The following is a 21,043-nucleotide window of genomic DNA, read 5'->3' as shown; positions in this document are numbered from 1 at the left end:
GCGGCGACCGTCGCGGCTTTTTGCGTTCGTGTTGACTTGCACCGGCCGTTCCGGTTTACAAGACACAGACATCACTCTCCAAAATTGGCTCCAAAATGCTTGATAAGACCTACGATTCCGCATCCGTCGACCCACGTATCGCCAAGAAGTGGGACGAAGAAAACGCGTTTCGTGCAGGTGCGGGTGCCAAGCCCGGCGCCGATAGCTTCTGCATCGTGATCCCGCCGCCGAACGTGACCGGCTCACTGCACATGGGCCACGCGCTCAACAACACGCTTCAGGACGTCATGGTTCGCTTCGAGCGTATGCGCGGCAAGGACGTGCTGTGGCAGCCGGGCATGGACCATGCCGGTATTGCGACCCAGATGGTCGTCGAGCGCAAGCTGATGGAAACCCAGCAGCACCGTCGGCAGATGGGGCGCGAGGCTTTCATTGAGAAGGTCTGGGAGTGGAAGGCCGAATCCGGCGGCTTGATCTTCAATCAGTTGAAGCGGCTCGGTGCATCCTGCGACTGGTCGCGTGAACGCTTCACCATGGACGACGGCCTCTCGGAAGCCGTTCTGGAGGTCTTCGTCTCGCTCTACAAGGAAGGGCTGATCTACAAGGACAAGCGCCTGGTCAACTGGGACCCGAAGCTTCTGACGGCGATTTCCGATCTGGAGGTCGAGCAGCACGAGATCAACGGCAATCTCTGGTATCTGCGCTATCCGCTCGAACCGGGTGTCACCTATGAACATCCGATTGCCTTCAATGAGGAAGGCAAGGCGACCGAATGGGAGAAACGCGACTATCTGGTCGTCGCGACCACCCGCCCGGAAACGATGCTCGGGGACAGCGGCATTGCCGTCAACCCGGACGACGAGCGCTATAAACCGCTCCTCGGCAAGCATGTCATCCTGCCGATCGTCGGCCGGCGCATTCCGGTTGTCGCCGACAGCTATGCGGATCCGACGGCCGGCACCGGCGCGGTGAAGATCACGCCTGCGCACGACTTCAACGACTTCGACGTCGGCAAGCGCGCAGGCCTCAGCGCGATCAACGTCATGACGATCGAAGGTCGCATCACCATCAAGGACAACGAGGAGTTCCTCGAAGGGCTTTCCGATCCGGCAGCCCTGCATGGTGCGTGGGACGAACTCGAAGGCAAGGACCGCTTCGAGGCGCGCAAGATCATCGTCCGCATCTTCGAAGAGGCTGGCCTGCTCGACAAGATCGAGCCGCACAAGCACATGGTCCCCCATGGCGACCGTGGCGGCGTGCCGATCGAGCCGCGCCTGACGGAACAATGGTACGTCGACGCCAAGACGCTCGCGAAGCCTGCGATTGCCGCCGTCAAGGAAGGCCGGACGAACTTCGTTCCGAAGAACTGGGAAAAGACCTACTTCGAGTGGATGGAAAACATCCAGCCCTGGTGCGTCTCGCGCCAGCTCTGGTGGGGGCATCAGATCCCGGCCTGGTACGGCCCGGATGGTCAGGTCTTCGTCGAGAAGACCGAGGAAGAGGCGCTGCACGCCGCGATCCAGCACTATCTCGCGCATGAAGGCCCGATGAAGGCCTATGTCGAGGACCTGCTCGAAAACTTCAAGCCGGGCGAAATCCTGACTCGCGACGAAGACGTGCTCGACACCTGGTTCTCGTCGGCGCTCTGGCCGTTCTCCACGCTCGGCTGGCCGAACGAGACGCCGGAACTGGAGAAGTACTATCAGACCGACGTCCTGGTGACAGGCTTCGACATCATCTTCTTCTGGGTCGCCCGCATGATGATGATGGGCCTGCACTTCATGAAGGATGCCGACGGCACCCCGGTCGAGCCGTTCCATACGGTCTACGTCCATGCGCTCGTTCGCGACAAGAACGGCCAGAAGATGTCGAAGTCGAAGGGCAACGTCATCGACCCGCTCGAACTTATCGACGAATATGGGGCCGACGCACTGCGCTTCACGCTGGCGATCATGGCTGCCCAGGGCCGCGACGTGAAGCTCGATCCCGCCCGCATCGCCGGTTATCGCAACTTCGGCACGAAGCTCTGGAACGCGACGCGTTTTGCCCAGATGAACGGCGTGGTCGACAGCGACGGTTTCATCCCCGAAGCCGCGTCGCTTACCATCAACCGCTGGATCCTGACGGAGCTTTCGCGCACCATCCGCGACGTCACCGAGGCGATCGAGGCCTATCGTTTCAACGAAGCCGCCGGCAGTCTCTATCGTTTCGTCTGGAACCAGTTCTGCGATTGGTATCTCGAACTGCTGAAGCCGGTCTTCAACGGCGAGGACGAGGCGGCCAAGCGCGAGTCGCAGGCCTGCGTCGCCTATGTTCTCGACGAGATCTACAAGCTGCTGCACCCGTTCATGCCGTTCATGACCGAGGAGCTCTGGGGGCAGACGGCAGGCGAGGGCCGTGAACGCGAGACGCTGCTCTGCCACGCCGAATGGCCGGCGGCTTCCTATGCCGATGATGCGGCCGCCGACGAGATCAACTGGCTGATCGACCTCGTTTCGGGCATCCGCTCCGTCCGCTCGGAGATGAATGTTCCCCCGGCAGCAACCGCCCCGCTGATTGTCGTCGGTGCGAACAATCTGACGCGCGAACGCCTGCAGCAGCATGCTCCGGCAATCGCGCGCCTGGCGCGTGTCGAACACATCGACCATGCGACTGTCGCCCCGCGCGGCAGCGCCCAGATCGTTGTCGGCGAGGCGACCGCGTGCCTGCCGCTCGGCAATCTGATCGATCTCTCCGCCGAGAAGTCGCGCCTCGAGAAGGCGATCGCCAAGGTGGATGCGGAGCGCGAGCGTATTCTTGGCAAATTGGCCAATGAAAAGTTCGTCGCGAACGCAAAACCGGAATTGGTGGAAGCGGAGCGCGAGCGCCTGATCGAGCTCGATCTTCAGAAAGATTCGCTTGGCGTCGCGCTCACGCGCGTTGCGGAAGCCGGATAGGGAAGCACGCTAAGGCTGCAACGGCTCCGAGACTGATCGGCTAAGAAAATCAAGATCCGCGACAAGTCTGTCGCGGATTTTTTATTTTAGCATGTTTAGACATACTTGCATGCGCTCGCTTCGCGATCGAATCGTTGAGCTGAATACTGTCGACCGGTCAGGAAATCGCTTGGCATGGGCCGGCGGAGTTTCAACGGCCATTTTTGTTGATCTCCAGCAAAAACCAATATTGTTGTCTCCACGACACAGCTTTCGCGAGTGTTGGAAGTTTTTCCTATTTTATTGGGTTATTTACCTATTTTCCGGAATATCATTTCGGAAATGCGCGAATGTGTCTAAATCATGAGAATCTTACGTAAATTATGTGACGCATAGTGCCGCACCGCCTCTGCATCTGGCATTTGCGATTTCACATGTTCGTGAGAATACTTCCGCCACATGCGGCATGAGGTGGAATGTCGCAGATTGCAGTGCAGGGGAGGAGCTTGATGGCTCACATGAATTTTAAGCGTGGCGTCCTGACGGTGGCGGCTGGTTTGCTGTTTGCGTCGGCGGTCCACGCCGGCGGTCTTGAGCGCGGTGGTTACAACATCGATCTGCTGTTCGACCCGTCGGACTACGCTGGGGAAGCGTCGGCGACTTATGTCAATCCGCAGCGGGAATTGAAGAACGTGCGGGACACCGATACGACGTCCGCCGCGTTTCCGTTTAATGGAACCGGACCAGCTCCGCCTGGCACTTTCGGTGGGGGAGGTGACTTAAACTCCAGGCCGAATTCTGTTGAAGAAACCGAAAGCTATTGGGTTCCCCGTATCGGTATTAAGGCGCGCTTCGGCGATGATATCGATTGTATGGCCGACTACTCTCAGCCTTGGGGTGCGCATACCAAGCCTGGCCTGAATTGGGCTGGTGCCAACAACAACGTTGAGACGAAGGTCGAGAGCGACAACTACTCCGCAACTTGCTCCTACAAATGGGACGTCGGCCAAGGGCAGTTCCGGCTTATCGGTGGTGTCTTCTATCAGGAAGTCGGTGGCTTCAAGGAGCGTTTGGTTCAGGATTTCACGGGCGTGCCGCCAGCATTCGGTGGGTTGATGTCCGGTATCGGCCGGCTTGACCTTGAGGGAGACGGCTGGGGCTGGCGCACGGGCATCGCCTATGAAATCCCCGAGTATGCGGTACGTGCGAGCCTCGTATACAACAGCGCGGTAGACCTCGATAACCTCGCAGGAACGATCGATCTCCGCAATGTACGTGGTCCAAATCCTGTGAATTTCTATGGTGTTTCTGGCTTCGCATCGATGCCTGATTCATTGGAAATGAAAATCCAGTCCGGTATCGCGCCAGATTGGGTCGCATTCGGCTCGGTAAAGTGGACCGACTGGAGTCAACTCCAAGTGCTCCGCTTCTGCCCAGCAGGAGGGGGGAGCTTTGCTCAGCCTTGCACCTCGCTTGATCTGCTCTATCGCGACGGCTGGACGATCAGCGGCGGCTTTGGTCACAAGTTCAATGATCAATGGAGCGGCGCTGTCAGTCTGACCTGGGACCGTGGTACCAGCCATGGCTATGGCACCCAGTCCGATACTTGGTCGCTCGGTTCTGGTGTATCTTATTCGCCAAACAAAAACATCGAACTTCGACTGGCTGGTGCAGTGGGCATCCTGACGAGCGGTAGCTCAGGCCCTGTCAACTTCGAGGGGCAGGTGATCGGCGGCGATGTGTCCTACGACTATGGCAACGATTTCTTCGGCGCCATATCGACGTCGCTCAAAATCAAGTTCTGATCCTTCGCCAATCTGAGTGTTTGGGCCCGGTTTCGACCGGGCCTTTCTTTTGGTGTGGAGCCATTTAACCAAGAGCCCGCACCGTCCCTCAATGTGACGATTCAGCAACACATTTAATGCTAGATTTTGCTAGCATCGGACTCGTCCTGGCTATGTCCATTTCCCGCCACAAACAGGGAGCAGCGATAGTAGGGACAAACCTGCAACCGTGAAAACGAAACCTGCGGCGTTTGGTGTGAAATGAAACTTGGACTGTCGATGCTCATGTCAGATGTGGCCTTCGGCACCTTTGTGCAAGTGGTCGACTGAAATGGTCGTTTCGGTGCATGTGTCGAAGTTTCGTTCTGGAATGGGTGCGTCGACGTTCTCGGCGGAGTTGGTGAAGTTTTGGGCGGCGACGGGTCGTCCGGGCGTTTGTGTTTGCAGCGGTGATGAGTTCGGCGTGGCCGGCTGGAACGGAAGAATTAGACTGTGATGCTTGCGGGTGAACTGAAGTCACTGAAGGTTGCGATACTCGGCGTGTCGCTGGCGGTCTGCGGGACCAGCACCATGCCGGCCCTTGCCTTTGATCCGGGGGCAGGCGTCACGAAGGAATCCGGTCCCTTCGCGCTCTTCAAGTTCGGTTTCTCCGCTTACAAGAACGGCCGCAAGGACGAGGCCGTCGAGGCCTACAAATACGCTGCGGAGAAGGGGCATACCGGCTCCCGCTGGGCTCTGGCCAACATGTATGCCTATGGCGACGGTGTCGCCGAAAACGACCTCGAGGCCTTCAAGATCTACAGCGAGATCGCCCAGCAGGGTGTGGAGCCGGGTTCTGAGGATACCGGCTATTTCGTCAACGCGTTGATCTCTCTTGCCGGCTACTACCGACGCGGCATTCCCGACAGCCCGATCCAGTCGGATATGGCCCAGGCGCGGCAGCTCTATTTCCAGGCGGCGTCGACCTTTGGTGTCGCTGAGGCGCAGTTCCAGCTTGCGCGCATGCTGCTGTCGGGCGAGGGCGGTAGCGTCAACGTTCAGCAAGCCAAGAAGTGGCTCAACCGTGCCCGCAAGAGCGGCCATGCCGGTGCCATGGGTGTCTTCGGCAACGTAATCTTCCAGGAAGGCCAGACCATTCGCGGTCTCGCCTATATGACCGCCGCGCTCGATCAGTGTTCGCCGAAGGATCGGCCCTGGCTCCAGTCGATGCAGGAGCAGGCATTCTCGCTTGCCACCGAAGATGATCGCCGTACGGCAATCTCGCTTTCGCAGAATCTACATATGCAGGGCGACGACGACTGAGTTCGCCGCGCGGCTACTCCTCAGCCAGCACCGAATAGCCGAACGGCAGATCCGCACCTCAGGCGGCCGCGAAAGCAAACTCGCCGATAACAGGAACGTGGTCCGAGGGCTTTTCCCAGGCGCGAACATGTTTGTCGATCGACGTCGAAACCAGTCGATCGGCTGCCTCCGGCGACAGCATCAGATGGTCGATGCGAATGCCGAAATTCTTCGGCCAGCAGCCGGCCTGATAATCCCAGAACGTATAGAGCGGCACCGCGTCTGAGGTGGCCCGCACCGCGTCGGTGAAACCGAGATTGCGCAGGCGCCGATAGGCCGCGCGCGTCTCCGGCAGGAAAAGTGCGTCGTTCTGCCAGACTTTGATGTCCCAGCAGTCGTGCTCCTCCGGGATGACGTTGTAGTCGCCTGCCAGGATGAAGGGCTCTTCGAGCAGAAGGCGCTGCTCGGCATAGGCGGTCAGCCGGCGCATCCAGGCGAGCTTATAGGGGTACTTCTCACTATCGACGGGATTGCCGTTCGGCAGGTAGAGCGAGCAGACACGGATCACGCCGCCGGCAACCGAGAACACGCCTTCGATGAAACGCGACTGCTCATCGGAGTCGTCGCCCGGCAGGCCGCGGTTGACTTCGTCCGGACGCAGCTTGGAGAGCAGGGCGACGCCGTTGAAGCCCTTCTGGCCGTGGGTCTCGACATGATAGCCGAGGGCTTCGATCTCCAGACGAGGAAAGCCGTCGTCGACAGACTTGATCTCCTGCAGGCAGACGATGTCCGGATTGGCTTCCTTCAGCCATGCCAACAGGCTGTCGATTCGCGCCTTGACGCCATTGATGTTCCAGGTGGCAATCTTCATGGCTCGAAACGCCCTTCCATACAGGTGAGTCCTTGCGGCGGGACTCTTCTAGCCGCTCCGGATTCTTTTGACAAATCCGATACCTGCGGACTTTCAGCGCTGGGCAGAGCTGCAACGACGACGGGCGACGCCGCGCGCAGTTTATATACGGTATAGGTGCGGCTGCTTGAATTGATTCCGATCCATGGCCGGCTATAGTCCGGCGCATGATCGATCTCGTGCAGAACTACTGGCCGCATATCCTGGCGCTGCTGTCCTTCGCGCTTGGCATCCCGGCTGCCATTCACGCCGCCATGACCAAGGACGACGTTCGCGCCGCCGCAGGTTGGGTCGGTGTCGTTCTGCTCTCGCCGATCGTCGGGGCATTGCTCTATGCCGTTGCCGGCATCAACCGTATCCGCCGCTCCTCGATCGGCTCGCAACGCGCACTGCTGCGCGGGCAAGGCCCCGATCAGTTCGGCAGGTTCGATATCTCTGAAACAGATATTGCCGGAAGTTTCGGGAATCGTTTTGCCGCGATGAAAATCCTCGGCGACCGTGTTTCCCGGCACCGCATGTGTTCCGGCAACGGCATCGAGGTGCTGGCCGGCGGGGATGCTGCCTATGAGGCCATGCTGGTGGCCATTGCCGGTGCGCAGCGCAGCATCCTGATAGAGAGCTATATCTTCGATCGCGACGTGGTCGGCCTTCGCTTTGCCGACGCCTTGATCGCCGCGATCGCGCGTGGCGTTCAGGTGCGCGTACTGATCGACGCAGTCGGCGCGCGCTACTCCGTCCCCAGCATTGTCGGTCATCTGAAGACGGCCGGCGTTCCGACGGCCGTCTTCAACGGCAATATCATCATGGGGCTGAGGTTGCCCTATGCCAATCTGCGCACGCACCGAAAGATTCTCGTGGTCGACGGCCGCGTCGCCTTTGCCGGCGGCATGAACATCCGGGCGGGCTTTAGCAGCGAGATTGCCGGCGAGGAGCCGGCCCTCGACACGCACTTTCGGGTAACGGGCCCGGTGGTCGCCGACATCTTTCAGGTCGCCGCCGAGGACTGGCAGTTCTCCAGCGGGGAGATGCTGACGGGCGGAGCCTGGGCGCTCGAAGAAATGCCTTTGCCGGCAGAAACGCCTTCCGTGCTGATGCGCGCCATACCCTCAGGGCCGGACGCCACGAACGAAACCAATCACAAGATGCTGATGGGGGCGTTCTCGGTGGCGCGCAAGAACATCCGCCTGATGTCGCCCTATTTCCTTCCGGACCGCGAACTGATCAGCGCCTTGGTGACCGCGGCGCGCCGGGGCGTCGAGGTCGACATCATCGTGCCGGCGGTCAACAATCTGCTTCTGGTCGATCGCGCAATGACCGCCCAGTTCGATCAGGTATTGAAAGGTCATTGTCGGGTCTGGCGCGCCGAGGGCGCCTTCAACCATTCGAAGCTTCTGATCGTGGACGAGCGCTGGGCCTATGTTGGGTCGACCAATCTCGATCCGCGTTCCCTGCGTCTCAACTTCGAGTTCGATCTCGAAGTGCTGGACGATGGTTTCGCCCATACGATCGGCGGCATGATATCGGATGTGCTGGCTTCGGCCGAACCGGTCACGCTCGAGGCCTTGCGCGCCAAGCCACTTATCGACCGGCTGGCGAATCGTGTGCTTTGGCTGGGGTCGCCGTATCTCTGACGGCGACCGCAGGCAGGCCAGGTGGCCGTTGGCTCAGATGGAAAAACTCGTTCCGCATCCGCAGCTTGCGACCGCATTCGGATTCTTGATCTGAAACGACTGGCCGAGCAGGTTGTCGACGAAGTCGATCTCTGAGCCGCCCATATAGACGAGCGACAGGCTGTCGATCAGCACCTTGGCGTCGTTCTTCTCCAGCACCAGATCGTCGTCGTTGGCGCTGTCGACCAGGTCGAACTTATAGGAGAATCCCGAGCAGCCGCCGCCTTCGACGGACACCCGCATCGCGTTGTTGTGACTGTCCGAACGAAGGATCGTGGCGATCCGCTTTGCAGCAGCGTCCGAAAGGGTCACGGTTTCTTGCGTCATATCTGCCTCCTGCCGGGGTCAAGAACCGGAGAGATTTGATTGTCATTTGCAGCTCCGCCTCGGCCAACGCCGGAGGTCGTTTCAACCCCCGCGGCCAAGCCGTTGCTTTCGCTTGCGGAATCGGTCGATGCTTGCGCGACGCGTTTCCGTGGCTTTCACTATAGGTATGAAGGCTTCAATGTCCCGTCAATGGGATGACGATTTGGGTGGAAAATGACATTCGACAAAAATGCGCTGGGCTTCGGTTATGGTGAACACGCGCCGTTCGCGTCGAACCCCTGGGCGACGCGCGGCAGGCTCTATCCGGAAGCGTCGAGCGCGACACGTTCGGATTTCCAGCGCGATCGCGATCGCATCGTCCACACGACGGCCTTTCGCCGGCTGAAGCACAAGACACAGGTCTTCATCGCTGCCGACGGCGACCACTATCGGACGCGGCTGACGCACACGATCGAAGTGGCGCAGATCGCCCGCGCCCTGGCGCGTGCCCTCAAGCTCGACGAGGACCTCGCCGAAGGCGTCGCCCTCGTTCACGATTTCGGTCACACGCCGTTCGGCCATACGGGCGAGGACGCCCTGCACGAGATGCTGAAGCCCCATGGCGGCTTCGACCACAATGCCCAGTCGCTGCGCATCGTCACCAAACTCGAGCGGCGCTACGCCGAGTTCGACGGGCTGAACCTGACCTGGGAGAGTCTTGAGGGGCTGGTCAAACACAATGGGCCGTTGCTCACGCCCGACGGGCAGGGCACGCGTGGACCGGTCCCTCAGCCGATCCTGGACTACTGTGCTCTTCACGATCTGGAACTGGCGAGTTACGCGAGCCTGGAGGCGCAGGTCGCGGCCATCGCCGACGATATCGCCTACAACACCCATGATATCGATGACGGCCTGCGGGCCGGCTACCTGACCTTCGAAATGCTGGAAGACGTGCCGTTCCTTGCCCGTCTGATGCGCGAGGTTCACGATCGCTATCCCGGTCTTGAAAGCAGCCGCTTCACGCACGAAATCATGCGCCGTCAGATCACGGCAATGGTCGAGGACGTGATCGGCGTCGCCCAGCAGCGTATCGCGGACATTCGCCCCGAGAGCGTAGCCGAGGTACGTCAGGCGGGTACGGTCATGGCGACGTTCTCCGAGGAGATGAGCGAGACGGACAAGCAGATCAAGCGTCTGCTGATGACCCGGATCTATCGCCACCCGGAAGTGATGCGGGTGCGGGAAGGTGCGGCGTCGATCGTCTGCGATCTCTATCATGCCTTCATGGACGACCCACAATTGATGCGGGAGCACTATTGGATCGATCAGATCTCGGGCATGGCCGAACCGGCGAGGGCCCGTCATGTCGGCGACTATCTGGCCGGCATGACCGATACCTTCGCGATCAGCGTGCACAAGCGCTTGTTTGACCACACGCCGGATTTGCGGTAGGGACGCCCCGCCCGGAGGCTTACGGTTCAAGCGAACCGAGCCTCCTTTTTGAGTTTTGCGCCGGCCACATGTGGTCGGGAAAAGCGGACGGATCAGATGAATCTCTTCACGGACTTCGAATCAAGAATTAAGGACATTCTCGAAACGCTTGACAGCGTTCGAGAAAAGCGATCCGAGCTTGACTTCGGCCGTGTCAATGTCGAGCCGCCGCGCGATCCAAGCCACGGTGATGTCGCGACCAATGCCGCCATGGTACTGGCCAAGCCCCTCGGCCTGAACCCGCGGGCGCTCGCTGAACTCATCGTTGAGAAGCTCAAGCAGGATCCGGAAGTCACCGAAGTGACCGTTGCCGGTCCGGGCTTCATCAACGTCCGGCTTTCCGTTTCCTATTGGCAGAAGCTGCTGTCGAACATGGTGCGCACCGGCCCCGACTATGGTCGCAGCACCGTCGGTTCGGGCCGCAAGGTCAACGTCGAATATGTCTCGGCCAACCCGACGGGGCCGATGCATGTCGGCCATTGCCGCGGCGCCGTGGTCGGCGACGCGCTTGCCAACCTTTTGGCCTTTGCCGGTTATGCGGTGACCAAGGAATACTACATCAACGACGCCGGGTCGCAGATCGACGTTCTCGCACGTTCTGCCTTCATGCGGTATCGCCAGGCGCTTGGTGAAGACATCGGCGAAATCCCGCCGGGTCTTTATCCGGGTGATTATCTCGTTCCGGTTGGCGAAGCGCTCGCCGATGAATTCGGCACGAGCCTGCGCCTGATGCCCGAAGACAAGTGGATGCCGCTCGTCAAGGACCGGACGATCGATGCCATGATGGTGATGATCCGAGAGGATCTCGCGGCGTTGAACGTCACTCACGACGTCTTCTTCTCCGAACGCACGCTTCACGCCAATGGGGCGGCTGCGATTCGTACGGCAATCAACGACCTGACCTTCAAGGGGCACGTCTACAAGGGTACCTTGCCGCCGCCGAAGGGGCAGCTCCCGGAGGATTGGGAAGATCGCGAGCAGACGCTGTTCCGCTCGACGGAGGTCGGTGACGATATCGACCGGCCGCTGATCAAGTCGGATGGAAGCTACACCTACTTCGCCGCTGACGTTGCCTACTTCAAGGACAAGTTCGACCGCGGCTTCGACGAGATGATCTATGTGCTGGGCGCCGACCATGGCGGTTACGTCAAGCGGCTTGAGGCGCTGGCACGCGCCGTGTCAGGCGGTTCGTCGAAACTTACGGTTCTGCTCTGCCAACTGGTGAAGCTCTTCCGCGACGGTGAGCCGGTGAAGATGTCGAAGCGCTCCGGCGATTTCGTCACGCTGCGCGAAGTCGTCGATGAAGTCGGCCGTGATCCGGTTCGTTTCATGATGATCTACCGGAAGAATTCCGAGCCGCTCGACTTCGACTTTGCCAAGGTTACAGAACAGTCCAAGGATAATCCGGTCTTTTACGTGCAGTATGCGCATGCGCGTTGCCGGTCTGTGTTCCGCCAGGCGGCGGACGCGTTCCCGGATCTGGACATCGAATCGCTTGATTTCGCCGGTGCGGTTCAGGGGCAGATCGAGGATCCGACGGAGCTTCAGCTCGTTGCCAAGCTCGCAGAATATCCGCGCGTGATCGAGGCCGCGGCACTGGCTCAGGAGCCGCATCGTATCGCGTTTTACCTGTACGATCTTGCCGCTGCCTTCCACGGACACTGGAACAAAGGTAAAGAGAATCCGGAATTACGTTTTGTTAACGATAAAAATAGACAATTAAGTACTGCCAGACTCGGGCTGGTGCATGCTGTCGCTTCGGTATTGAAGTCCGGCCTGTCTATTACAGGCACCTCCGCACCGGAGGAAATGCGATAAGTATTGTCACCATTTTCCCACAATGCACTGGCACATAAATACAGGCAATTGTGAGTGGAGAGCATGGCAGACAAACAATTCGCACGAAGCGGGCCGGCTGAATTCGATGTATTGGCAGACGATGATCCGTTGGCCGAACTCGCCCGGATCGTCGGTTACGATGCCCGTCCGGCCGTACAGCAATTGCAAGAGTTGCAGCGACATCAGGAGGCGGTCCGTCAGGAACCCGCCTTCGATCTCGAAGACGAACTCCTTCGCGCTTTCGACAGCTACGATGCACCCCGTGCTGGGCAGCAGCCTGTTGTGGAGCCGGCTTCGGCGCCGCAGCCGGTCGAAGAGGCCCGGATCGAGCCGGTAGCCGAATTCGCGGAAGAGTACGAGGCGCCGATATTCCGTCAGCCCGAGCCGGTCGCAGCACCGGCCGCTGTCGCCGAAGAGGAACCGGAGCAGGTTGTCGAAGTGCAGTCGTTCTCGGCCGCCCCTCAGGGTGCCGAAGTCGATAGCACGGAATTCGTCGCCGATGAGCCGGCGTTCGATCTGGAGCGCGAGCTCGAACTGTCGCTCGGCGAAGCCGATCTGTTGCCGTTCGAAGAAGAGCCGGTATCTGAGGCGAAGGAACAGGTAGTCGACGACTGGCAGGCACCGGCCGCAGAATTGTCGACGGCTTGGTCCGAGCCCGCTGCTGTCCCCGAGCCGTTCCCGATTTACGACGAGCCGAGCCTTGAGGTTGCCAACCTTGACGTTGCCAACCTTGACGTCGCTCCGGAGGAGCGCGTGGACGAGGCCGTATACGTGAGCGAGACAATCCCGGAAGAGCCCGCGGGCCATGACATTGCCCGGGACGATCTCCTTGCGGATATCGAGCGCTTCCCGGTTCCGCCGGTGACCGCCGTGGTTGCCGCTGCCGTGCAGTCTCATCCTGCCCTTCACGCCACGCAACAGCCGGTCGTTGCTCCCGCAGCCGCCCCGGTAAACACGGTTGCGCCGCCGGCGAAGAAGAGCCCCTATCCCTTTACGCCGACCTTCAGCCGGGCGACGCCTGTTGCTTCGCCCTCGGGCGCCAGCCAGCAGCGCGCCTTCGCCGGTCCGCTCGTGACGCAGGCAGCGCCTGTTGCGGCACCCGCAGCTGCCGCAGTCGCCACGCCTGCCGTTACGCCGGTTGTCGAGGCTGCCCAGCCGGTCCAGCCGGTCCAGCCCGTTGCAGAACCGGAGAACGAGCCGGGCTTCGACATCGAGAACTTCGAAATGGAGCTCTCCGATGCCGCACTGAAGCTCGATCTTGCGGACCTCGGACCGACCGAACCGATTGCCGTTGCACCTGCGGTCGTGCCGCAGGCTGCTGCGCAGCCGGTCATCGAGGCGGTTGCTCCGCAGCGTGAACCGGAACGTTCCGTCGAAACCTTCGTGGCTCCGGCCCCGGTGGAGCAGCAGGACGTGCAGCCTGAAAGCACGCTGCCCTTCGATCCCTCGATGATCGCCGAAGCCGAGAATGGCGTTGCGCCGATCGCCGACATGGATGTGCCGCAGCTGCCGGTCATCGAAACGGAAAAGCCGGTCGCCTATCCGGCAGACTACGATCTCGATATCGATGCGGAAATGGCGCAGCTGTTCGGCACGCCGGCTCCGGCCGCCAAGGATCCCCGTCCGGCCGCGGTTGAAAAGGCCGAAGTGGCTCGTCCGACCCCGGCAGCAAATGCAAATCCGTCGTTCGGAGGCGGCGCGCTCGACGATTTCGACGAATTCGAAAAGGCGATGGAAGAGGACTTCCGCCGCTCCATAACCGAACGGAAGTCCCCGACGCGTGATGCCGAGCGGGTTTCCCCGGTGCAGAGCCAGGACGATGCGGGCGACTATCGCGACTACGGCTCGGGTCGGCGGTCGCAGCGCACGATGCTGCTCGCGGCAAGCGTTGCTGGCGTCATCATTCTCGGTGGTGCGGCTGTCTACGCCTGGATGGGCGGCAGTGGTGCGGTAACCTCTGCCGAGGGTCCCAAGATCATTCTCGCCGACAAGGGACCGGTTAAGGTCGTGCCGGAAGAAAAGGGCGGCAAGACCGTACCGAACCAGGACAAGGCCGTTTACGATCGCGTCGCTGGAGCCCAAGCCGGAGCGCCGCAGCAGGAAGCATTGGTTTCTTCGACCGAAGAGCCGATGGACGTCGTTCAGAAGACGCTGACGCCGGAAACGCTGCCGCTCGAAGGCAGCGACGACTCGGACGGCCTGCAGGCCAACCTGCCGGCGGATGACGAGGACGGCGCTCGCTTGCTGCCGGATGGCGGCGCCCAGACTGCCGCTCAGGAAGAAGACAAGGCACCGGCCGTCGCACCGCGCAAGGTGCGCACGATGATCGTCAAGCCGGATGGCACGCTGGTTGCTCGTGAAGAGCCGGTTGCCGCACCCGCGACCGATGTCGCCGGCGCGACGCAGCCGCTGCCGGAAGCGCCCTCGAAGGAAGTCGCTTCGGCTGATGTCACTGCTGCCGGTCAGGCATCGGCCAATGTCGATCAGGTGGCGCTTGCCGCAACGGGCAATGCCGATATCGAACAGGTTCCGGTTCGCAGCGTGACGACGACGGCAACAGGCGAAAAGGCGCCGACGCCGCAGGCGCGTCCGGTCGAGCAGCCGGCTAAAGTTGCCGGCACTGCTACCGAGCGCGGCAACATGCGTCCGGCCGAAGAGCAGGCGGTTGCCACTGCAGAAGCCCAGCCGGCGCAGCAGGTTGCAACCGCATCGGTTCCGACCGGCGGATACTTCATCCAGGTCGCATCCTTGCCGTCCGAAGCCGAAGCACAGAAGTCCTACAACAGCCTTTCCAGCAAGTTCGGCAGCGTCATTGGCGGCCGTGGCGTCGATATCCGCAAGGCGGAGATCGCCGGCAAGGGCACCTACTATCGCGTCCGCATCCCGGCCGGCTCCAAGGAAGAGGCAAATGCCCTGTGCTCCAAGTACAAGGGCGCTGGCGGAAGCTGCCTGGTGACCAAGTAAGTCGGGCACAACGGATAGAGTTGAGGAGGGCGCGGCTCATAGGCCGCGCCCTTCGCATTTCAGGGTTTTCGTTTGCCCCATGGCCTTGTGCATGAACGACGGGGCTTCGTCTTTGTGGCTTCGCGCCGGGCGGCGCCCGCTCTATGCTCTCTCAATGAGCGAATCAAAAGCATTTATCTCGGGCTGCAAGGGCCTTTCTCTTAACGAAGACGAACGCCAGTTCTTTGCCGGCGAGCGGCCATGGGGCTTCATCCTGTTCGGGCGCAATATCGGCGAGGAGCAGCAGATTTCCGATCTGGTGGCGTCACTTCGCGACAGCATCGGCAATCCGAACGCGCCTGTGCTCATCGACCAGGAAGGCGGGCGCGTGCAGCGCATTCGGCCACCGCTCGTCCAGCAATACCCGAATGGCGCGGCGATCGGCGAAATCTATCGCCGCGACCGGGAGCTCGGTCTGCGTGCTGCCTGGCTGATGGGACGCCTCCACGCCTTCGACCTGATGCGCTTCGGCATCACGGTCGATTGTCTGCCGGTGCTCGATGTGCCGGTGCCCGGCAGCCACGACGTCATCGGTAATCGCGCTTATGGTCACGCCCCTGAGGCCGTAACGGCGATCGGCCGCGCGATGGGCGAGGGGTTGAAGGCCGGCGGCATGCTGCCTGTCATGAAGCACATGCCCGGTCACGGCCGCACCTTCGTCGACTCGCACCACAATCTGCCTGTGGTCAGGGCTACTTTCGAAGAGCTTGCCGCCAGCGACTTCCTGCCCTTCGTTGCGATGAAGGACGAGGTGATGGCGATGTCGGCGCACATGGTCTTCACGACGATCGACCCGGACAATCCGGCGACAACCTCGGCGAAGGTGGTGCGCGAGATCATTCGCGGTCACATCGGTTTCGACGGTCTTTTGATGTCGGACGACGTCTCGATGAACGCGCTGGCCGGCGACATGACCACTCGCGCGCGCAACATCATCGCCGCGGGGCTTGATCTCGTCTTGCATTGTCATGGCATAATGGAAGAAATGAAGGCCGTCGCCGACGTGGTGCCGGTTCTCGCCGGCGAGAGCCTGCGTCGGGCGAAGGCTGTCGAAGCGGCGTTCCGGGCGCCTGACGATGCGAGCGAAAGCGATCTACGGACGGAGTTTAACGGCCAGTTCGCGACGGTGTAAGGTAGGCGCGGCCGGCAGGAAAGGATTGGACTGTCAGTGAGCAATGCGGGCGAAAGACAAGGCAAGCCTGCGTCGAAGGCGCCGATGGAGCCCCTGTGGCAGGAAGAGACTTCAGAGCGCGGGCTGCATGAAGAAGCGCTGGTGGTTGATCTTGCCGGTTTCGAAGGCCCGCTCGATCTCCTGCTTCATCTTGCCCGCAGCCAGCGTGTCGATCTTTCGCGCATCTCCGTACTTGCACTCGCCGAGCAATATATCGCCTTCATCGAGCGGGCGCGCAGCATCCGCATCGAGCTTGCCGCCGACTATCTCGTCATGGCGGCATGGCTTGCCTATCTGAAATCGCGCCTGCTGATCCCACAACAGGCGAAGGACGACGGTCCAACGGGCGAGGAAATGGCCTCGGCCCTGGCTTTCCGGCTGAAACGCCTGGAGGCGATGCGTGAGGCGGCAACAAGGCTCATCAATAGAAACCGGCTCGGCCGGGATGTCTTCGTTCGCGGTGCCCCGGAACATATCGTCACCGAGAAGAAGTCCGGCTTCGATGCCTCGCTCTATGATCTCCTGAGCGCCTATGCGAGCCTGCGTCAGCGTCAGGCGATCACGCAGGTGACGATCGAGAAGCGCCATGTGTGGTCGCTCGCCGACGCGCGCCTGATACTGGCGCGCATGATCGGCGGTCTCGACGATTGGACAGCGCTCGATCATTTTCTCATCCGCTACATGACGACGCCGAAGGAGCGGGCAACGGCGATCGCCAGTTCCTTCGCAGCTTCGCTCGAGATGGTTCGCGAGGGCCGGCTGGAGATCCGCCAGGAAGAGGCCTTTGCGCCCATCTATCTTCGGCGCGGACCGAACCCGATCGATGCGGAGACGCTTGCCGAAATGGAGGCAGCCCGTGGCTGAAGCCCAAAAGTACGTGCCCGAAGCTTCCGACGAGGACGATGAGATCGGAGCGACGCCGACCTTCGATCCTCGGATGGAGCAGGAAGCCGAGCGGATCGCGGAAGCCCTGGTGTTTGCTTCGGCGCAGCCGGTGTCGGAGACCTATATCGAAAGTCGCCTGCCGCGTGGTGCCGATGTCGGTCGCATCATGATGCGGCTGAAGGCGCTCTACGCGACGCGCGGCGTCAACCTGGTTCAGGTCGCCGACCATTGGGCTTTCCGCACGGCAGCCGATCTCTCCTTCGTCGTGCAGACCGACGAACAGGAGGTCCGCAAGCTCTCGCGCGCTGCGCTCGAAGTTCTTTCCATCATTGCCTACCACCAGCCGGTGACCCGCGCGGAGATCGAGGATATCCGCGGGGTTCAGACGTCGAAGGGCACGCTCGACGTGCTGATGGAAGCGGGCTGGGTCCGCTTCAGGGGACGCCGGCGCACGCCGGGCCGGCCGGTCACCTTCGGCACCACCCGCGATTTTCTCGATCACTTCGGTCTCGAAGAACTGCGCGACCTGCCGGGTATCGAGGAGCTGAAGGGGGCGGGGCTGCTTTCCGGCCGCGTGCCGTCCAATCTCAATATTCCCGTTCCGGTAGGCGAAGACGAACTTGCCGAGAACGAAGACCCCATCACCCAGCTGGACCTTGAAGAACTGGGGCTCTTGACACCGAAGGGCGAAGAAGCTGATTAAAACCTGAATGGGGATATCGGCTTTCCCTGGCGCCCGGCCGTTTCAGCGGGCGCGACTGGTGTCAAGGAATGCAAGCATGGTTTCAGATCCGCAGGACGCTCCCGTCATGACAACGCGACGGACGGCGGGTGTATCCTTCGCGGCGAGCCTGGCCTTCGAAGATATTCATCACAGCTATCACGCCAAGGAAACGATCAAGGGCGTCAGCCTGGCGGCCAAGGCCGGCGAGGTCCTTTGCCTGCTCGGTCCGTCTGGGTCCGGCAAGACGACCTTGCTGCGTATCGCCGCAGGGATCGAGAAGCAGAGCACGGGACGCCTTCTGCTCAATGGCCAGGAGATTTCCGGCCCCACGGTTTTCCTGCCGCCCGAAAAACGCGGTGTCGGGCTGATGTTCCAGGATTTCGCGCTCTTCCCGCACATGTCCATTCGCGACAACGTCCGCTTTGGCCTGACGGCGATTCCAAAGAAGGAAGCCCTGAACCAGGCGGACGCGGCACTCGAGCGTGTGGGGCTCTCCCACTACGCTAACCAGTACCCGCACGTGCTTTCCGGCGGCGAGCAGCAGCGTGTGGCGCTGGCGCGCGCGCTTGCGCCGCGTCCTGCCGTGCTTCTGATGGATGAACCGTTTTCCGGCCTCGACTCGCGTCTGAAGGATTCGATCCGCGCCGATACGCTCGCTATCCTCAGAGAGACCCGGGCGACGGCGATCGTCGTCACCCACGATGCGGAAGAAGCGATGCGCATGGCCGATCGAATTGCGCTGCTGCAAGACGGACGGTTGGTCCAGGTTGGTACGGCAGATGAGCTTTACCGCCACCCGAGAAACCTCTTTGCGGCCGGTTTCTTCTCGGAAATCAACGTGTTCAATGCGCAGGTTCGCAATGGCCGCGTCGATACGCCGGTCGGCACCGTAGCGGCCGGGCGCCACGGCGAAGGGGAGCGCGTTTCGGTCGCGGTGCGGCTTTCCGGGGTGCGCGTCGGCGAGGAGAATGGCGACACGCCTGCGCGCATCCTTTCCCGCCGGTTCATCGGTGTGGTGGAGTTGTTGGAACTGGCCGTGCCGGGCTGCGAGGACATTGTGCGCGCCCGTATCCGCGCGGACCAATTGCCGCAAGGATTGCGTGACGTAATGCTTTCGGTTAACGAGCGGGATATATTGCTGTTTGAAAAAGACGCATCAACGTCTTAGGGTCGATCGCAAGGCGCGATTGTCCGTGGCACGCCTGAAATTTGACATGTGGCAGGCTCTTAATTTTGATGAGAGCCTCAAGGGAGTAAGAGCATGGGGTCCTTAAGCATCTGGCACTGGCTAATCTTTTTGGCGGTGGTCCTGCTATTGTTCGGCCGTGGCAAGATTCCGGAATTGATGGGCGACGTTGCCAAAGGCATCAAGAACTTCAAGAAGGGCATGAGCGAGGACGACGCCGGTTCGGCTGACAAGACGATCGACAACAAGACGGTCGACCACAAGTCAGACGAAGTTCGCTAACGATCAAGCGTCCGTAGGGCCCGGCTGGCATTGATGCCAGGCGGGCTGGATCATGGATTTGCAGGACATATCAAATGCTTGATATCGGCTGGACCGAGCTTGTCGTCATTGCAATCGTTCTCATTGTCGTTGTCGGGCCGAAGGATCTGCCGCCGATGCTGCGGGCATTCGGGCGCATGACCACGAAATTGCGTGGCATGGCCTCCGAGTTCCGTCAGCAGTTCGATGAAGCGTTGCGCGAAGCGGATCTGGACGACGTCCGAAAAACGATCAGCGATGCGCAAAGTCTCAACCCGGCCAATGCGCTCAGGGATGCGATGAATCCGCTTCGCCAGATCGGCAACGATATCAAATCGGACCTGCAGAAGGCTGCGACGCCTGACAAGCCCGCCACGACGGGTACCACCGAGCCCGCGACTGCGGAGCCGGTCATGGCCGCTCCGGTAGCTGTCGCGGAAGCGAAGCCCGCAGATGCGGTCGCCGCTGCGGCCGTAGGCTCTGCCACTCGTCAGCTCGAGCGCGCCGAGGTGGCCGTCCCGGCTGAAAAGCCCAAGCGGATGCCAAAGGCGAAGGCCGATCCGGCACCGGTGGCAAAGAAATCCGCAACGCCAAAGGCGGCTGCGCCCAAAACTCCGGCAAAGGCACCCGCAAAGGCGGTGGCCGAGAAGAAGTCGTCGAAGCCCGCTGCAGCCGAGCCGGCTACCAAGACGTCCAAGCCGCGCGCCAGCACGCGCAAGAAAGGTGAAGCATGAGCGGCGATATCGAGGATCGGCCGCAGCCGCTGATCGAGCATCTGATCGAATTGCGCAGACGCCTGATGTGGGCCGTCGGCGCGTTCTTCATGGCGTTCCTCGTCTGCTTCTACTTTGCCAAGGGCCTCTTCAACCTCTTGGTGCTGCCGTTCAAATGGGCAGTGGGCTGGGCCGGCCTGAACCATCGCAATGTCGAGCTGATTTATACGGCCCCGCAGGAATTCTTCTTTACCCAGATCAAGGTGGCGATGTTCGGCGCTATGGTCATCGCCTTTCCCGTGATCGCCGCGCAGATCTACAAGTTTGTCGCCCCAGGCCTCTACAAGAACGAACGCGCTGCCTTCCTGCCATTCCTGGTCGCGTCGCCGATACTGTTCCTCATGGGGGGCGCCCTGGTCTATTTCTTCTTCACGCCCATGGTCATGTGGTTCTTTCTGGCCATGGAGCAGGGCGGCGGCGAAGGGCAGGTGGCAATCCAGCTCCTGCCAAAGGTATCGGAATACCTGAGTCTGATCATGTCGCTGGTCTTCGCTTTCGGCCTCGTCTTCCAGTTGCCGGTGGTGACGACGTTGCTTGCGCGCGTCGGCCTCGTCACGTCCCAGGGCCTCAAGGATAAGCGAAAGTACGCGATCGTCATTGCGTTCTTCGTCGCAGCCATCTTGACGCCGCCCGATCCCGTTTCCCAGATCGGCCTTGCACTGCCAGCCATCCTTCTCTACGAAATTTCGATCTATACGGCGCGACTCATCGAAAGACAGCGGGCAGCGGACGCGCTCAAGAGCGAAGTTGCCGAGTCGCAGGAAGGATCTTCCGGAGAGGTCGGCCCCGCCAAGGGCTGAGCATT

General features: G+C 61.1%; 16 protein-coding genes. 14 read left to right on the top strand and 2 right to left on the bottom strand.

Going from position 1 to position 21,043, the window contains the following annotated elements:
- Positions 1-95 precede the first annotated feature (95 nt).
- From ACTJKM_RS11100 to exoR, 3 genes are all read left to right on the top strand, one after another.
- Complete coding sequence (locus ACTJKM_RS11100; RefSeq protein ID WP_058326625.1) at positions 96-2,936, top strand: valine--tRNA ligase; 2,841 nt, start codon at positions 96-98, stop codon at positions 2,934-2,936.
- A gap of 488 nt (positions 2,937-3,424) precedes the next feature.
- On the top strand, positions 3,425-4,720 hold the full coding sequence (locus ACTJKM_RS11095; protein ID WP_058326624.1) for an OmpP1/FadL family transporter: 1,296 nt from the start codon (positions 3,425-3,427) through the stop codon (positions 4,718-4,720).
- A 474-nt stretch (positions 4,721-5,194) separates the two neighbouring features.
- On the top strand, positions 5,195-6,001 hold the full coding sequence (gene exoR / locus ACTJKM_RS11090) for an exopolysaccharide production regulator ExoR (RefSeq protein WP_058320613.1): 807 nt from the start codon (positions 5,195-5,197) through the stop codon (positions 5,999-6,001).
- 58 nt (positions 6,002-6,059) lie between these two features.
- Here exoR and xth read toward each other — a convergent pair whose 3' ends face one another.
- Entirely contained in the window at positions 6,060-6,851 is a 792-nt protein-coding gene (gene xth / locus ACTJKM_RS11085; RefSeq protein WP_057255799.1) for an exodeoxyribonuclease III, read from the bottom strand.
- 206 nt (positions 6,852-7,057) lie between these two features.
- Here xth and ACTJKM_RS11080 point away from each other — a divergent pair, with 206 nt between their 5' ends.
- Positions 7,058-8,521, top strand: a complete 1,464-nt coding sequence (locus ACTJKM_RS11080) for a phospholipase D-like domain-containing protein (RefSeq protein WP_058326623.1) — start codon at positions 7,058-7,060, stop codon at positions 8,519-8,521.
- Positions 8,522-8,554: 33 nt separating this feature from the next.
- Here the strand turns inward: ACTJKM_RS11080 and erpA are convergent, their stop codons facing one another.
- Positions 8,555-8,887 carry an iron-sulfur cluster insertion protein ErpA gene (gene erpA / locus ACTJKM_RS11075; protein ID WP_057255803.1) on the bottom strand — a complete coding sequence of 111 codons (333 nt, stop codon included), beginning with the start codon at positions 8,885-8,887 and terminating at the stop codon, positions 8,555-8,557.
- A 213-nt stretch (positions 8,888-9,100) separates the two neighbouring features.
- Between erpA and ACTJKM_RS11070 the strand changes: the two genes are divergently transcribed.
- From ACTJKM_RS11070 to tatC, 10 genes are all read left to right on the top strand, one after another.
- A complete protein-coding gene (locus ACTJKM_RS11070; protein WP_057255805.1) occupies positions 9,101-10,318 on the top strand; it encodes a deoxyguanosinetriphosphate triphosphohydrolase in 1,218 nt (405 codons plus the stop codon).
- 96 nt (positions 10,319-10,414) lie between these two features.
- Positions 10,415-12,175 (top strand): arginine--tRNA ligase, encoded by a 1,761-nt coding sequence (argS, locus tag ACTJKM_RS11065; RefSeq protein ID WP_057255806.1) that lies wholly within the window; start codon positions 10,415-10,417, stop codon positions 12,173-12,175.
- A gap of 63 nt (positions 12,176-12,238) precedes the next feature.
- Positions 12,239-15,160 carry an SPOR domain-containing protein gene (locus ACTJKM_RS11060; protein WP_058326622.1) on the top strand — a complete coding sequence of 974 codons (2,922 nt, stop codon included), beginning with the start codon at positions 12,239-12,241 and terminating at the stop codon, positions 15,158-15,160.
- 154 nt (positions 15,161-15,314) lie between these two features.
- Positions 15,315-16,331, top strand: a complete 1,017-nt coding sequence (nagZ, locus tag ACTJKM_RS11055; protein WP_057255810.1) for a beta-N-acetylhexosaminidase — start codon at positions 15,315-15,317, stop codon at positions 16,329-16,331.
- Positions 16,332-16,367: 36 nt separating this feature from the next.
- Positions 16,368-17,234: a segregation and condensation protein A gene (locus ACTJKM_RS11050; protein WP_373419810.1), complete on the top strand. Its 867-nt coding sequence runs from the start codon at positions 16,368-16,370 to the stop codon at positions 17,232-17,234.
- On the top strand, positions 17,227-17,958 hold the full coding sequence (gene scpB / locus ACTJKM_RS11045) for an SMC-Scp complex subunit ScpB (RefSeq protein WP_057255812.1): 732 nt from the start codon (positions 17,227-17,229) through the stop codon (positions 17,956-17,958). Before ACTJKM_RS11050 ends, scpB begins: the two co-directional genes overlap by 8 nt.
- 76 nt (positions 17,959-18,034) lie before the next feature.
- The gene (locus ACTJKM_RS11040) at positions 18,035-19,147 is read left to right on the top strand and encodes an ABC transporter ATP-binding protein (protein WP_058326621.1); all 1,113 of its coding nucleotides are present in this window, start codon (positions 18,035-18,037) and stop codon (positions 19,145-19,147) included.
- 93 nt (positions 19,148-19,240) lie between these two features.
- Positions 19,241-19,447: a twin-arginine translocase TatA/TatE family subunit gene (locus tag ACTJKM_RS11035; RefSeq protein WP_057255816.1), complete on the top strand. Its 207-nt coding sequence runs from the start codon at positions 19,241-19,243 to the stop codon at positions 19,445-19,447.
- A gap of 74 nt (positions 19,448-19,521) precedes the next feature.
- Entirely contained in the window at positions 19,522-20,199 is a 678-nt protein-coding gene (tatB, locus tag ACTJKM_RS11030) for a Sec-independent protein translocase protein TatB (protein WP_058326620.1), read from the top strand.
- Positions 20,196-21,038 (top strand): twin-arginine translocase subunit TatC, encoded by an 843-nt coding sequence (gene tatC, locus ACTJKM_RS11025; RefSeq protein ID WP_057255820.1) that lies wholly within the window; start codon positions 20,196-20,198, stop codon positions 21,036-21,038. The genes tatB and tatC overlap by 4 nt, the downstream gene beginning before the upstream one ends.
- Positions 21,039-21,043 lie beyond the last annotated feature (5 nt).

It is taken from the genome of Ensifer sp. 22460 (assembly GCF_052044935.1).
In the GTDB taxonomy this organism is placed as follows: domain Bacteria; phylum Pseudomonadota; class Alphaproteobacteria; order Rhizobiales; family Rhizobiaceae; genus Ensifer.
Note: the sequence above shows the minus strand (reverse complement) of the source record. Positions and strands in the feature narration are given on the sequence as shown.